This window comes from Aquabacterium soli, assembly GCF_003933735.1.
Taxonomy (GTDB): Bacteria; Pseudomonadota; Gammaproteobacteria; order Burkholderiales; family Burkholderiaceae_C; genus Aquabacterium; species Aquabacterium soli.
In genome coordinates this window covers 418,493-434,373 of the sequence record NZ_RSED01000001.1, presented here as the reverse complement: position 1 = coordinate 434,373, position 15,881 = coordinate 418,493, and the positions used below count along the sequence as shown (strand labels likewise).

The following is a 15,881-nucleotide window of genomic DNA, read 5'->3' as shown; positions in this document are numbered from 1 at the left end:
TCACAGCCGACTGTCACGCCCCATGAGCCCATTGGCTTGTGCCGTGCAGATTCCCCGCCGAACCATCCGAAAGGACTAAGGCAAAGCCCTGTTTGCACCCCTCGGCTTGTCACACGGGCTGCAGACACTTCGCCGTGTTCCTGGCCTGCGCTGTCACCAGGGGCTCCAACAAATTTCCTTCCTTTCTCGGAGATCTCGCAATGAAACTTCAACACATCGCCGCCGCCCTGGCCCTGATCGCCGCTGGCGCCGCCAACGCTGCTGTCCAAAACGGTACCAACGGTGACGGCTCCCTGTTCCTGATCGCGTTCGACAACCAGAACGGCACCACCACCTCGGGCTTCTTCGACCTGGGCTACACCCTGAGCAGCTTCGCTGGTGCCACCGGCAACGGCAGCACCTCCAGCACGCTGGGCGCACTGTCCGCAGCCAACACCACCGTGGTGTGGAACTTCGCGAACAACACCGTCTCATTGAACGGCAGCCAAGTCACCACCCTGGGTTCCACCAACTGGTCCGCCGCCTACAGCACGCTGCTGGCCAACGCCGACCTGGGTGAACTGCAATGGGTCGTCGGTGCCAACGACACCACGGGATTCGGCGCCAACAAGCGCTCGCTGATCTCTGGCTCCACCACCCCCACGGACCAGGCCCTGACCTCGCAGAACGCCACCAACACCAGCACGCTGGCCCTGATCTCCACCACCAACGACATCTTCACCCCGATCGCCAACAAGGGCACCATCGGCTCGGCCGACAACGGCGCCTACACGTTCACCGCCGCTGACGGCGCCACCACGCGTTCCAACGGCTACGTGATGGCCGGCGACGGTTTCGGCAACAACTGGCGCAATGCCAACAAGCTGGGCGGCACCGTCTACGCCACCGAGGAAAACGGCCTGTGGCTGGCTGACGGCAACGGCAACGAACAACTGCTGGGTCGCCTCAACCTCGACACCGTCAACGGCACCCTGACCTTCACCAACGTGGTGCCTTCCGTGCCCGAACCTTCCACCTACGCCATGGCCCTTCTGGGCATGGGCGTGGTCGGTCTGATGGCTCGCCGCCGTCGCGCCGCCTGAACTCCCACCTGACCTGACTTGACTCCTCTGCTGAGGAAGGCGGTGCCCTGAAAAGGGGCACCGCCGGGTTGAATGCTGTCCTCCTCTTGCTCATCCATCGTCCGGAGATTCTCATGACCTTCACCAAGATCGCGCTGGCCGCCGTCGCCACCCTGGCCGTCGCCGCCCAAGCCCAAGCCGCCACCGTCAACCTCACAGGCGCTTCGGCCACCTCCATCGCCTACGTCAAGGCTCTCAAGGGTCTGTGCACTGGCACCTTCACCGTGTACAAGACCGACACGAGCACAACCGCCCTGGGCAACTTCTTCACGGCCAAGTGCAGCACCAACTTCACAGGCCTGAGCAACGCCGGTGGCGTGGCCGTTGACGGCGTGGCCTTCAACGTGAGCGGTGGCTCGTTCACCGCCGTGTCCGGCTCGGCTGGCACCGCCACCTTCGCCTTCGTTCCCACCACTGGTGGCACCGCCGCAGCCGGCACCGCCAACCTGGCTGGCATCGCCCTGCAAACCGGTGTGGCCGCATCCTTGACCGGCCAGAAATCGCGTGGCGGTTTCCTGGACATCGAGCCCGCAGCCTTCCCTGAGTCTGAACTGATCGCCGCTGGCGTGTCGGCTTCCACCCTGGCCGCCAAGACCACGCCCGCCAGCTTCAGCCAGCTGTTCGGTGTGGCCGTGAGCAACGACCTGTACCGCGCACTGCAAACCGCCCAAGGCATCACCGTGCCTGGTGGCGCCGACAACCGCCTGCCCGCCTACCAGCCCAGCATCAGCCGCGCCCAGTACACCGCCATCGTGGTGGACGCCTTCAACTCGGCCAAGCAAGACATCAACGCTCTGCTGGGCGTTGGTACCGCCGGTGACAAGCTGACCCTGTGCCGTCGCATCTCCACCTCGGGCACCCAGGCCTCGTCCAACCAGTACTTCTTGAACAGCTTCATCGGTTCCGACGGTGCCAACGCTGGCGCCTACGGCGTCGCCGACCTGGCCACCTACGGCGCTGGTTCGGGTCTGGACAGCTTTGAAGTGCAGGAAGGCGGCGGCACCTCCAACGCCCGCGACTGCCTCAACGCCAACGGCTACAGCGTCGGCGTGCTGTCTCTGGAAAACAGCCCGGCTGCCACCATCGCCACCGGCGAACTGGGCGGCTACCGCTTCGTCAAGCTGAACGGCGTCGCTGCCTACGACGGCGCTGGCAGCGTGGCCTCCGCCAAGAATGGCTCCTACGAGTTCTGGTACCAGGCACAGAAGTTCGCCAACGACAACACCGCCACCGCCGTGCTGAATGCCATCGACGCGAAGCTGGACGACCTGACCGGCCTGACTGGCCTGTTCCCCAACGCCAGCAATGAATTCACGCGCAACGGCAGCAATGCCAACGCCATCACCAAGCAGTAATCGGTTGGTTGCACCTCCCCTCTTCACGGGGGGAGCGAAGGGGCCGCCACAGCCCTGACATGACAGTCCCCAACCATGGGGACTGTTCCTTTTTGTACCGCTGTGAATATGAAAAAAGCGCTCGCCATCGCCCTGGGGCTGTCCATTGCCCAGAGCCTGCCTGTGCAGGCTCAGTCAGCCGCTGCTGCTGCGGCCGATGCCCCCGCACCGCAGGCCTCCGCGGCAGGACAGACCGATCCCAGCTTCGATGTGTACGAGTACGTGATCGAAGGCAACACCGTGCTGCCCTCGTCCGTGGTCGAGCGCGCCGTGACGCCCTTCATGGGCCCGGGCCGGCGCTTCGCGGACCTGGAGCAGGCACGCGCCGCACTCGAGAAGGCCTATCAGAGCGCTGGCTACCTGTCGGTGCTGGTCAGCCTGCCCAATCAGCGTGTGGATGGAGGCGAAGTGCGCCTGGAGGTGGTCGAGGCCCCTGTGGAGAAGCTGAGAGTCACTGGCTCGCAGTACCACCTGCCCAGCCGCATCCGTGAGGCCGTGCCCAGCCTGAAGGCTGGCGAGGTGCCGCACTTCCCCCAGGTTCAACAGGAACTGGCCGCATTGCAATCGGCCGACCTGCAGATCACGCCCCTGGTCAACGCGAGCGAATCTGGCCAAGGCATCGATGTGGACCTCAAGGTCGAGGACAGGCCTCCCGTGAGTGGCAGCATCGAACTCAACAACGGGCAGAGCTTCAACACCACCCGAGGCCGCGTGGTGGCCTCGATCAGCACCACCAACCTTTTCCAGCGCGGGCACAGCCTGGGCCTGAGCTGGCAGTACGCGCCGCAGCGCCCCAAGGACAGCAACTCGCTGTCGCTCATCTACGGCCTGCCATTGAGCGGCCGGGACGACCTGCTCGCCTCCCTCACCGACAGCCAGAGCGACACCCTCACCAAGGTCAGCGGCACGGGCCCCTCATCCACCCTGACCAAGGGCACCTTCATGGGGCTGCGCTGGTCACGCCGGCTGGACGGGTTGAACTGGCCGATCAACCACAGCTTCTACGCGGCCGTGGACTACAAGCACAACCGCGACTTCAATACCTTCGTCGACGGCGCCATCGTTCAGCGCCCCCCTACCCGCTATCCGCTGCTGTCGGCCGGCTACAGCATCACGCACAACGGTGCCGGAGACACACTGACCAGCTTCAGCACCTCGATCAAGGGCAGCACGCATTCGCTGGCCGGCCGCAAGGTCGATTGCAACGGGCAGCAGCTGGAACAGTTCGACTGCAAACGCGCCGGCTCCAGCGCTGATTTCCTCGCGTGGCAGATCGGTGTGGGCCATGGCCGGCCGGTGTTCGGCAACTGGCGGATGAACTTCAGCGCCGACCTTCAGCTGGCATCCGGAGCCTTGCCTAGCGGCGAGCAATACAGCCTGGGCGGGCCCGCCACGGTGCGCGGCTACTTCGACTACGAGCAGTCGGGCGACCAGGGCTGGAGCACCCGCGCAGAACTGGTCACACCCGCCTGGTTCGAGTTCGCCGGCATCGAGACCACGGCCCTGGTGTTCGCTGACAGGGGCTTCGTCCACCTGATCAACCCACAACTCACCCAGCAAGGGCGCACCCACTTGGGCAGCCAGGGCGTGGGCCTGCGCCTCGGCAACGGCCCGCGCGGCCTGCAGGTGAGCATCGACGTGGCGCGCGTGGCCTTCGACACGCTGCGTCCCTCCGACGACGGCACACGCCAATACGCCAGCGGCGCCAAGGCTGACCGCCGTTACCGGCTGGACATCAGCGTCCGCCAATCGTTCTGACCCTCGCTTGAATCACTGCCCCCAGGAAGTCCATCATGAACAAGCACGTCCACCGCCTTGTGTTCGACCGCCGCCGCGGCATGCGGGTGCCCGCGCATGAACATGCCAGGACGGCCAGCAAGGCCGCCGGCGGCCAGACACGTGCCGTGGCCCTGGTAGGTGCACTGACGCTGGTGGGCTTGTCGACGATTGCCCAAGCACAAATGCGCTCAGACGGGGCCGTGGCAGGCACGGCGGTATCGCGCGCGCAAGGCGCCATGACCGTGACGCCAGCGGCGCGCCCGGTATCGGCGCTGGTGCGTGATGCACTGGCCAATCCACGGGCCAACCTGCCCACCTACTCGGCCGGAAACTGGTCGCTCAACACCGGCAACTACCAAGACCCCAGCTTGTCCAATGACGGCAAGATCATGACGCTGGTGCAGAACGGCACCACCATCGTGCTGAACTGGGACAGCTTCGACATCGGCCAGGGCTACCAGGTGCGGTTCGTGCAGCCCACCGGGGGCCGCGCGCTCAACCGCGTCGCCAGCCTCACCCCGTCGGTCATCGACGGCGTGCTGTCGGCCAATGGCGAAGTGATGCTCGAGAACACCGCGGGCGTGATCTTCGGCAACAACGCACGCGTGGACACCCGCAGCTTCGTGGCCACGGCACTGAAGATCAGCAGCGAGGCGTTCGAAACGGGTATCCGGGCCTTCCGCAAGGGCGAAGCCTCGTTCGGTGGCGACAACAGTGCCATCCATGGCTTCATCTCGGTCGAGAAAGGCGCCGAGATCCGCTCGCTGCCGGGCGGCGACGTGATCCTGGTGGCGCCCCGCGTGGTGAACCAGGGCCTGATCGAGACGCCTCAAGGCCAGGCCATCCTGGCCGCGGGCAAGACGGTCTACCTGTACGCCCCATTGGATCTGGCGCAACGAGGCCTGCTGGTGGCCATCGACAACTTCGACGAAGCGGCGCTGGCCGAGGCGCCGGATCTGGGCTCGGTGGAGAACGTGCGCCTGGACGGCGATGCCCGCAGCGGCACGGTCCGGGCCGACAAGGGCACGATCAACCTGGTCGGGGCGGCCATCCGCCAGAAGGGCACGCTGACGGCCACCACCGCGGTGAAGGGGCACAACGGCGCCATCTTCCTGACGGCGATGAAGGACACGACCACCGTGACGCCAGCGAACGACGGCATCAGCTCGGTTCGTGTGGCCAACAACACCGGCACGGTCGAGCTGGCCGCGGGTAGCGTCACCGAGGTGCTGCCCTCGGTCGATGGCCTGGTGCTGACGCCGGCCCAGATCGCCGAAGGCAAGATCGGTGTCAGCCCGGATGAGGTCATGCGCGTGCGTGACAAGCCTGTCGCCCCGGCGGCCATCTCGTCCACCGCCACGGATGATCAGAAGGCCGCGTACAACCTGGCCAAGGCCGCCTACGAGGCTGACCTGAAGGTCTATGAAGCCTTGCTGCAGCAATCCAGCGACACCTTCTACCGCTCGCGCATCGACATCATCGGCAAGGAGATCACCCTGCGCTCGGGCTCGGTGGTGCAGGCCCCCGCGGGCGAGGTCAACATCCTGGCCACCAGCAACTGGGCCACATCACCGCTTCGAACCGGCCAATCGGCGCCTGTGCAGGACGACAGCCGGATCGTGATGGAGTCAAGCGCCAAGGTCGACGTCTCCGGCCTGAACAACCTGCTGCTGCCAGCGTCCCGCAACCAATTGCAGGGCAGGCTGTTCTCGATCGAATTGGCCGATGCCGCCTTGCAGCGAGACGGTGTGATCTACCGGGCCGAACTGCTGGCCGACGCACGCCGCCGCATCACCATTGGCGACGTGGCCGGCCTGTACAACAACATCCGCTACAGCGCCGCAGAATACTCGACGGCCGGCGGCATGCTGCGCATGCAGGCCCAGGGCGCCATGCTGCTGGACAAGGATGCGCTCATCGATTTCAGCGGCGGCCAGGTCACCTATGACGCGGGCACGCTGGTCTCGTCCCTGCTGCTGCGCAATGGCCTGATCACCCGCCTGGAAGACGCCAGCAAGGACCTGCGCTACGACGGACTGATCTCTGATCCGACCAAGTCCAGCGCGGAAGACCTCAGCCGCCTGGGCCTGGTAGATCCCGGCGCGACCGCCCCCACGGTGCTGGAATCCCAGAGCGTGGGCATGAGCGCAGGCGTGGCTTGGCTCTCGGCTCCGGTGATGTCTCTGGGCGCCACGCTCGATGGCCACGTCACGATGAGCGAGACGCAACGCCTGTCCACCGATGTGGCGGAGCGTGACCGTGCCTTCAACACGAACCTGTCAATCGCCCAGATGACGGATGAAAACCGCGTGGTCAACCGCGCGCAGGCCTTGACGACGCAGCCCCACCTCTATGCGTCGCTCAGGCCCACAGCCGGCCTGCTGGTGCTGGGCCAGCATGGCGTCGAGAACAGCGATACCAAGGTTCCCGAGGGCACCGCCATCTCATCCATCACCGTGACCAGCCAGGCGCCCGTGCTGCCGACGCTGGCCAACAGCTGGACCACCGAGTCTTGGCAAGAAGTTCTGAGCCAGGTCGGCACCGACCTGAAACTGGCCGCCAGCCTGATCAACAACGCTGGCCTGGCGGGCCTGAGCCTTCAGGCCAACACCGTGACGGTGGGCGCTGCCGACGCGGGCGATCGCCCCACCATCAAGCTGGCATCCGGCGGCAGCTTCGAGGTCAACGCCCTCGCAGGCATCCAGATCGATGGCCGCATCACCTCCGCTGGCGGCACGCTGACACTCAAGGCGCGACAGGTCGATGCCGACGTGGTGCTGGGCCGCCATGCCGTGCTGGACGCCGCGGGCACGGTGCGCGATGAGCGCGTGACGGCAGCCCCTGCCAACGACGGTATCGCGCGCAAGGGTGGCACCGTCACCGTGGAGGCGGCCCGCAGCCTGATCATGGCGCAGGATAGCCAGATCAACGTCTCGGGGGCCGCCTGGCGCTCCAGCGCCGGCACCCTGGTGCAAGGCACCGCCGGCACGGTCAGCCTGGCCATCAACCAGCAGTATGCCGACAGGACGCAGCCCCCTGAGGGCACCCTCACACTCGGCGGTCTGCTCAGCGGATATGACTTCAGCGCTGGAGGCACGCTCAAGCTGTCGGGCTTGCCGGCGGTGCTCATCGGCGGCAGCCGTGAAAGTGCCTTCTCGATCGGCACCAACCTGTTCGCCGAGCGCGGCTTCGGCACCTTGGATGTGGCATCGATCGGCCACATCGATGTGCAGGCGGGGGCACAGGTGCGCCCACAACTGGTCAACATGGTGGCCACTGCGGCACGCCTGGGCGGTTTGTCGGCGTTGCCGTATGAGCTGACCGTGCTGGACACCGGTCGGCGCCAAGGACTCAACCTCACTCTGAGCGCCAAGACCGAGCCTGGCACGGCTACGGCGTCCACCTTTGGGCTGGCGAAGGGGGCCAACCTGTCCATTGGGCAGGGTGCGCTGCTGGACATGGGCATCGGCGGCAGCATCAACCTGAGCGCGGGGGGCAGCATCGAGATGGCTGGCGCCCTTCAAGCACTGGCCGGCAAGGTCAACCTGCGGCTGCTGGGCGCACGGGGCGCATCAGCAGGTGGCACCGATGTCGAATCGGTGGGCTACCTGGCCGGCCAGCGCATCCACCTGGCGGCAGGTTCATTGATTGAAGTGTCGGGCACCGTCAAGAGCTACAGCGCCGACGGCGGCCTGCCAGGCCAGCCTTCACGCGAGGTAGGCGAGGTGCTGGCAGGCGGCACCGTCACGCTGGGTGGCAGCGATGGCACGGCCACGCGTGGCCAGCTCATCATGGACGAAGCGGCCACGATCCGCCTCAATGGCGCCACCGGTCTGCTGGACCGCAGCGCCCTGCCCGGCAAGAGCCTGATCAGCGCAGGCGCGGGCACGCTCAACATCATGTCCACCGATGGCTTCCAGCTGTCGGGCACCGTGGAAGCCAAGGCACCGAATGCTTCGGTGGCTGGGGGCATCATCAACATCGCACTGAGCCAGGAAGGGCTGGTGGATCGCACAGACCCGGCCGCGGCCTCTGCCCAGTACCCCGATGGCGAGGCGGCCGGCAAGCGCGCCATCCGCATCACAGGTACGCAAGAGGAAGCGCGACGGCTGGCAGCGTCAGGCCTGAAGTTCGGCGAAGGCGTGGTCTCGGCCGAATTGCTCAATGGCTCTGGCTTCGACCGCATCCAGTTGCGTGCAGACGAGAGCGTGCAGCTCAATGCCGGGGCCCATCTGGTGGCCGCCAACGACCGCACCCGGCTGCAATCGATCGTGCTCAACACCTCGGTGGTCGACGTGGCCGATGGTGCATCGCATCTCATCCAGGCCCACCAGGTCAGCATCGGCCCCAAGACCAAGGTCGGCGACAGCCTGCCCTTGGCCCCGCAGGTGGAAACGGCCAGCAAGCGCGCCGAGCAGGGCCAGCTGGGCGGCACCGGCACCCTGGAGGTGCAGGCAGGCCTGATCGAGCTGGTGGGCAACACCGCAGTGATGGGCGTCGACAAGCTCGATCTGCACGCCACCCTGTCGCCCACCGCCTCGACCGCCCTCGGGCGCACCAACGGCGAGATCCGCCTCGTGGGCCAGAGTTCTTCAAGCAGCGCGGCCCTGAAGGGGCAACTCAGCTTCACGGGCGATCTGAACCTGGTGGCGGGGCAGGTCTACGCCACCACGCTGAGCGACTTCAGCGTGAAGGGCTTCGACGCGCAAGGCACGGCCCCAGGCGGCAAGTTGACCGTGAGCGCCCCCAGGGCGGGCAGCACCAGCCAGACACCGCTGTCGGCACTGGCCACACTGAACATCAAGGCCGGCGAGGTCATCCTGGATGGCACCGTGCGCCAGCCCTTCGGCACCATCGATGTGCAGGCCAACACCCTGACATTGACAGAGCGCGCGGCCCTGTCCATCTCGGGCGACGGCACCCAGGTGCCGGTGGGCAGCACGCTCAACCAGACCAGCTGGGTCTATGGCACCCAGGGCACCACCGCCGCAAGCGGCGAAGCGGCCAATCTGGCCCCATCCGACAACAACACCGTCATCGACTTGACGAAGTTGCCGGTGAACAAGCAGATCACCCTCAACGGCAAGACCCTGAGCCTGAGCAACCAGGCTTCGGTGGACGTGAGCGCGGGGGGCGACATCCTGGCGTGGGAGTTCAAGCAGGGCGTGGGCGGCACCACCGACACCTTCCTGCGCAAGAACGTCTTCGCCATCGTGCCCAACTACGGGTACGACTTTGCGCCGACGGATGCCGAGATCAACGCCACGACACACAAGCTCGGATCGACACTGAAACCCGGTGACCAGGTCACCATTGCCACCAGCAACAGCGTACTGAAAGCCGGCACGTACACCTTGATGGATGCCCGCTACGGCATCCTGCCCGGCGCCGTGCTGGTCAGCGCCACGTCGCTGAACGTGACGACGCCCATGCCCATGGCCATCAGGAACGACGATGGATCGGTCATCGTGTCCGGCCACCGCACCACCACGGGCACCCTGCAGAACGGGGGTGGTGACCAGCGCCTGGCGCTCACGCTCGAGCCCGAATCCACCTTCCGCAAGAAGTCCGAGATCATCGTGACCTCGGGCAATGCCTACCAGGCGCAGTTGTCCAACCGCAGTGGCGACACCCTGTTCAAACCGGGTGATGCCGGCCGAGTGAGCCTGGTGTCGGACCACGCCTTCGACTGGGCCGCGCGCTTCAACTTCGCGGGCAAGGCCAGCGAGGCACTCAAGGGCGGCCAGTTCGACCTGTCCATGGCGAACATGGTGGTGCAGGCCGACACCACACAGGCCGTGCCCACGGGGGCCAAGAGCGTCGGCCTGGCACAACTCAATGCCCTGGGGGCCGACAGCATCCTGCTGGGCGGCACGCGCAAGACCAACAACGACGGCAGCATCACCGTCACGCGCGCAGCAGACAGCATCACCTTCCAGGCCGACGTGGACGCCAATGGCCAGCCCGTGGCATCACGCAATGTGCTGAGCACCACAGGCGAACTGCTGGCCGTGGCCAAGAGCACCGTGACGGTCGAGAGCGGCCTGACGCTGCAGTCCACCGGCGCGGACACGGGCGCCACGCGCCGCTACGTGATCGAAGGCGACGGCGCCGCCCTGCAGGTGGGCCACCTGGCCAACACCGACATCAGCGTGACTGGTGCCACCGGCGTGGATCAGGGCAATCTGGTGATCGGACAAAGCAGCGCCAGCAGCCAAGTCGTGCTCAAGGGCAATTCGGTGCAACTCGATGCCACCAACGTGCTGGCCATGGCCGAATCCACCGACCTGGCCACACGCTCGCTGAGCCTGGGTGGCAAGCGGGTGGCCGTGGGCGCGGATCCGGCGGCATCAACGGACGCGTCCACCCTGTCGATCAGTGGCGACCTGCTGGCCGCCGCCAACCAGGCAGACCGCCTCAAGCTGCGCTCCTACAGCAGCATCGATTTCCACGGCTCGGCGCAACTGGGCTCCGCCGGGATGAGCAGCCTGACGCTGGATGCGCCACAGTTGCTGGGCCTTGGCACCTCCGCCGACACCGTCGTGGTGCGTGCCCGCGATGTGGTCCTGGCCAACAGCTCCGGCCGCACAGCCCCCACCGATGCCCAGTCCCAGGTCGAGCAAGGCGCATCGTCTCTGCAGATCCTGGCACAACCCGTTCTGCGGGACGGGCACACAGGCGGCCTGACGATCGACGCATCTCTCGCCAAGGACCAGGCCGCCGGTGCGCTGGCCGGCCAGCGCCTGGGCTTTGCCAAGAGCCTCCTGGAAAGCACCGGCGACATCGTGTTCACGGGACGCGGCCAGACCCTCGCTCAGGGCGACCTGACCCTGCGCGCGGCGCGCGTCACAGCCTCCAGCACCTCGGATCAGCAGGCCGACGCCACCGGCACCCTGACGGTCGAGCGCCACGCGGCAGGCAAGTCACTCAACGAATCCCTGGGCGCTGGCGGCAAGCTGGGCCTGTCGGGGGGCATCGTCACGCAGAACGGCCTCATCGACATCGAGGCAGGTCGACTGAACCTGCTGGGACGTGGCTTGGCTGGCCAGAGCGACACCGTGGTCTTCGCCACTGGCTCACAAACCCGTGTAGACGGGCGACTGCGCCAGGTATCCGACAGCTACGCCGTGGCCTCTGGCGGTGGCCAGATCACTGCCGAGGCCCAGACCGGCCGCCTGGTGGTCGATGGCCACCTGTCGGCCACTGCCCCGGTGATGCCCACAGGCTACGCTGGCGACAACCCCTACGCTGGCAGCATCTCGCTGAAAGCGGCCAGCGCGGCGGATGGTGCCCTGGTGATTGGCGCCAACGCGGACATCAACCTCGAAGCCGCCAGCGGCAAAGGTGGCTCCTTGACAGTCGATGCACGCCAGTTGACGCTGGATGCCGCGGCCCAGGCCGCGGCCAGCGCCAATGCACAGGCGGCGCAAACCGGCCTGGACAAGCTGCTGGACATCAGTCGCAACGCCAGCGGCACGGGCCACCGCGCGGTGGACGTGCGCGTGCGTGGCACCGACCTGGCCCTGAACACCACGGTGAAGGCGGCCATGGTGGCCTTGACCTCGGACAGCGGCAAGCTCGACCTGGGCAGCCAAGCCCTGATCGACGCCACCGTGCCGCAGGGCGGCGTGGTGCAATTGCAGGCCAAGGGCGACCTAACCGTGCAGACCGGCGCGCAGGTGCTGGCCCAGTCCACCCGTGACGGGGCCAATGGTGGCGACATCCTGCTGTCCTCCACGGACGGGCAGGTGCTGCTGGGCAAGGCCACCATCAAGGCCGACAGCGCCAACGATGCTGCCGACGGCCGCATCGTCATCCGGGCGGGCCAGACCCGCCATGCCAATGGCGCCTACACAGGCGACGTGAACGTGGGCCTGTTGCCTGCCTCGGTCACCGATCCCGCAGATGCCAAGTTGACACTGCAGGCCGGGCAGATCGAGATCGAAGCCGTGCGCGTCTACAAGGATGCTTCGACGGCATCCCCAACCACATGGCACACCAGCCTGGTGGCTGGAAACAGCACCAGCACGGCATGGGGGCTGACCAGCCTGGCCGCCGATGCCGCCACCTTCGCCACAGCCACCAACAAGGCCAAGGCCCTGGCCAAGCTGGGCCTGACGGGCCGCAGCGAAGCGCATGTCAAGGCGGGCGTCGAGATTCAGACCCTGGGCAACCTGACCATCGGCAACGGGACCGACATCAACCTGAGCACGGTGCGCGCCGGCACAGAGCCTTTGGCCCTGACCGTCCGCGCCGCCGGCGACCTCAACGTCAACAGCACCATCAGCGATGGCTTCACGCTGTCGGGCACCACGCTGAGCACGGCCGCGGGCGATGCCACCTCCATGCGTTTCGTTGCCGGGGCCGACACCTCATCGGCCAAGCTCTCGGCCACAAAGGCCGATGCCTCGAAAGGACACTTCACGCTTGCCGGCGGCAAGATCATCCGCACCACCGCAGGCTCCATCGACGTGCACGCATCGGGTGATGTCCGCCTGATGGCACCGACGCTGGCCACGACATCGGCCATCTATGTGGCGGGGCGCACCTCGGCCCTGGCGACCAATGAGCGCTTCACCACGACGGGCGCGGCCACCACCGCCTACGCCAATGCGCGCTTCACCGAGCGCGGTGGCCGCTTGACGGTGGCCGCAGGCGGCAACGTGGGCAGCTATGCCGCCGTGAGCACCGTCGACGGCGTGACGACGCTTACACCGCAGCAGGTCAGTCAGATGACGGGCAACTACTTCTATCACGGCGGCAACCCCAACGCTGCACTGGCCACGCAGCGTGTGCCGGTGGCCTGGTGGACGGGGCTCAACGCTTTCCGCCAAGGCTTCGGTTCGTTCGGTGGCGGCAACATCAGCGTGACGGCAGGCCAGGACATCAGCAACGTGGCCGTCGTGGCGCCCACCAACGCTCGCTCGGTGCAGATGATCGATGACAACGGCCAGGTGGTGCAGACCTCCCTCAAGGAACTCAATGGCGGCAACATCGAGGTGATCGCTGGCCGCAACATCGATGGCGGTGTGTACTTCCTGGGACGGGGTGCGGGCCGCATCACGGCTGGCGGTTCACTCAATCGCGGCGCGGACAGCGTGGCCGACGGCACGGCTCCGGACACCACCATGGTGTATGAACCCGGCACGATGCTGGGTCTGATGAATGGCCATTGGGATGTGTCCGCACTGGACGACCTGACGGTGTCCTACGTGTTCAATCCGACCATCATGCCTTTCCGCGCCAACGGCAGCAGCCCGGTCAACACCGGCTCTGTCAGTGGCGCCGCCTCGGGCCTGAGTGCGACGACGGCTTCGCTCTACTTCACCTACGCACAGGACGCAGGGGTATCGCTGAGCTCGCTGAAGGGGGATGTCAACTGGGAGGCCAATGCCCAGGCACTCAACCTGATGCACAAGACCTCCGCCACGGAAACGATGTCCATGACGGGCTCCGTCACGTCCAACGCCTCCTACCTGGCGAGCATCGCGCCCCCGGTGGTCCACGTCACCAGCCTGCAAGGTGATGTGACGTTCAACCGAGTCGGCCTGGCCTTGTCCGACGGCGGCAGCACCTCCAGTCCCGCATCGCCGCTCTACGTCATGCCGTCCGCCATGTCCGACTTCAACGTGTATGCGGACCAGGATGTGGTTCTGCAAGGCCATGTGCAGTTGATCGATGCCGCACAGGCCCAACTGGGGCTTCCCAGCGCCGCGCAGCCAGCGCTGGTGTCGGGTAATGCCTCGACAGCCGCCACGAGCTTCAACCTCTCTGGCCTCAACACCAGCCTGGCACCCGCTGGCAGTGCCGCCGCGGCCAACGCCAACGGGCTCCGTGTCTTCAGCGACATGAGTGTCCTGCAAGCGAACGCCATCTACGACCTGGGGCAGCAGGCCAATGAGAACGTCGTCCGTGTCCATGCCGGGCGAGACATCATTTTCGACCGGCAGACCGAGGACGGCACGTCGGCCAACCCTTTCCTGCGCAGCAACCGTCCCACGGAGATCGTCGCTGGGCGTGACCTGATCAACCCGGCCTTCATCGGGCAGAACTTCACCGACGACGATGTGACGATCGTGAAGGCAGGACGCGACATCATCGGTGGCATCGACACCAGCAGCCAGATCGTCATCGGTGGCCCGGGCGCGCTGCACGTCGAAGCCGGCAGGGACATCCTGCTCAACCAGTCCCTGGGCGTGGTGGCCGTGGCCAACCAGATCAACACGGCTCTGCCTGAGCAGTCCGCCAAGATCACACTGTCGGCCGGCAATGACCGCTCCCTCAACAGCGACAAGCTGATCGAACTTCATGGCAGCGATCCAGCGCTGCGTGATGCCATGAACCGCGCACTGGCAGACAGCCAGTTGCCCGTTCCGGGTGGTGCCAGCAGTTGGGCTGAGGTCAGCTTCGACACGGCGTTGGGCACCTTCCGAAGCCTGACGGATGAGCACCAGGTCGAAGCCGTCAACCGCTACCTCAACGCCGCCTTCGTGGCGCGCTACCTGCCCGATCAGGCTGGCCGAACCGATGCCTACTACCGGTCCGAGCCCTTCCTGCGTCTGAAGCAGGAGGCCATGTGGCAGCAGATCAGGGCCCTGGCCGGCCAGGCCATCGCGATCGCCGCCTCGGACAATGCCGGTGAGGAAGCCCGACGCGCCACCCAACGCAAGGGCTTGTTTGACCAAGCGGCAGGTGTGGCAGACCTGGCGGGCCTGGGTGCCAGCTTCCACCGCAACGGTGACATCGATCTGACCAACGCCAAGGTGCACAACTTGGGCGTCGGTGGCGGATCGACATCGGGACAGGTGGACAACAGCAAAGGCGGCATCGACGTGATCGCCGCAGGCCAGGTGGCGGCCGGCTTGCCCAGCGCCGCCGACCAGCCCGCAGGCTTCATCAACTTCCAAGGTGGCAGTTTCCGATCCCTGACAGGTGGCGACTTCCTCGTTGGCGATCAGAAGGTCATTGTCGTGGGGCGCGGCAACCTGTACATCTACACCATGGATGGTGACATCGACTCGGGCAAGGGCTCGAACACCATCGTGACCAAGCCAACTCCGGTTCGAATGTTCGATCCGGCTACCGGCACGGTTGTCACACAGGGCCAGCCCCCCACCTCGGGCAGTGGCCTCCAGGTCGTAGAGCCGCCGGCCGACGTGACAACCAGGATGGGCCTCTATGCCCCGAATGGTGAGATCCGCGCGTTGGATGCATTCGTCATCAGCGCCGAACCCCCTGAAATTGGCTCTCCCATTGTGATCGGCGCCGACAACATTACCGGTGCGGCAACCTCGCCTCCCCCCACCCCCAACGTGAGCTTGACGCCCAAGGTTGCCGACACGGCGGCTGGTGTGGCCCAGGCAGCTGAGGCAATAGGTGTAGGCGCGAAGGAAACGTCCTCTTTGCTGACCGTCGATCTTCTGGGCTTTGGTGAAGCCTCCACGGCCGCCAGCGCAGCCTCTTCGAATGCACTGCCTGCCAGCGATGCCACGGGCAGCAAGACAGACACACCCACAAGCGATCAGAAGGCCAAGGACCGCAAGGACAAGGAAAGGGAGCAGGACGCGCCCTGAGCCCATCACACAAG

Annotated in this window: 4 protein-coding genes; all 4 read left to right on the top strand. The window is 66.2% G+C overall.

Annotated elements, in window-relative coordinates:
* Positions 1-200: 200 nt before the first annotated feature.
* The 4 genes from EIP75_RS01790 (at position 201) to EIP75_RS01775 (ending at position 15,867) form a co-directional block, all read left to right on the top strand.
* Positions 201-1,082 (top strand): PEP-CTERM sorting domain-containing protein, encoded by an 882-nt coding sequence (locus EIP75_RS01790; RefSeq protein ID WP_125241486.1) that lies wholly within the window; start codon positions 201-203, stop codon positions 1,080-1,082.
* A gap of 113 nt (positions 1,083-1,195) precedes the next feature.
* Positions 1,196-2,476 carry a hypothetical protein gene (locus EIP75_RS01785; RefSeq protein WP_125241485.1) on the top strand — a complete coding sequence of 427 codons (1,281 nt, stop codon included), beginning with the start codon at positions 1,196-1,198 and terminating at the stop codon, positions 2,474-2,476.
* Positions 2,477-2,584: 108 nt separating this feature from the next.
* Positions 2,585-4,273, top strand: a complete 1,689-nt coding sequence (locus EIP75_RS01780) for a ShlB/FhaC/HecB family hemolysin secretion/activation protein (protein WP_158622714.1) — start codon at positions 2,585-2,587, stop codon at positions 4,271-4,273.
* 35 nt (positions 4,274-4,308) lie between these two features.
* A complete protein-coding gene (locus EIP75_RS01775; RefSeq protein WP_125241483.1) occupies positions 4,309-15,867 on the top strand; it encodes a two-partner secretion domain-containing protein in 11,559 nt (3,852 codons plus the stop codon).
* The last annotated feature ends 14 nt before the right edge of the window (positions 15,868-15,881 follow it).

What these genes read in the sequence shown, in the direction of transcription:
- EIP75_RS01790 (WP_125241486.1), top strand. Translation starts at nt 201, where the DNA reads ATGAAACTTCAACACATCGCCGCCGCCCTGGCCCTGATCGCCGCTGGC.
- EIP75_RS01785 (WP_125241485.1), top strand. Translation starts at nt 1,196, where the DNA reads ATGACCTTCACCAAGATCGCGCTGGCCGCCGTCGCCACCCTGGCCGTC.
- EIP75_RS01780 (WP_158622714.1), top strand. Translation starts at nt 2,585, where the DNA reads ATGAAAAAAGCGCTCGCCATCGCCCTGGGGCTGTCCATTGCCCAGAGC.
- EIP75_RS01775 (WP_125241483.1), top strand. Translation starts at nt 4,309, where the DNA reads ATGAACAAGCACGTCCACCGCCTTGTGTTCGACCGCCGCCGCGGCATG.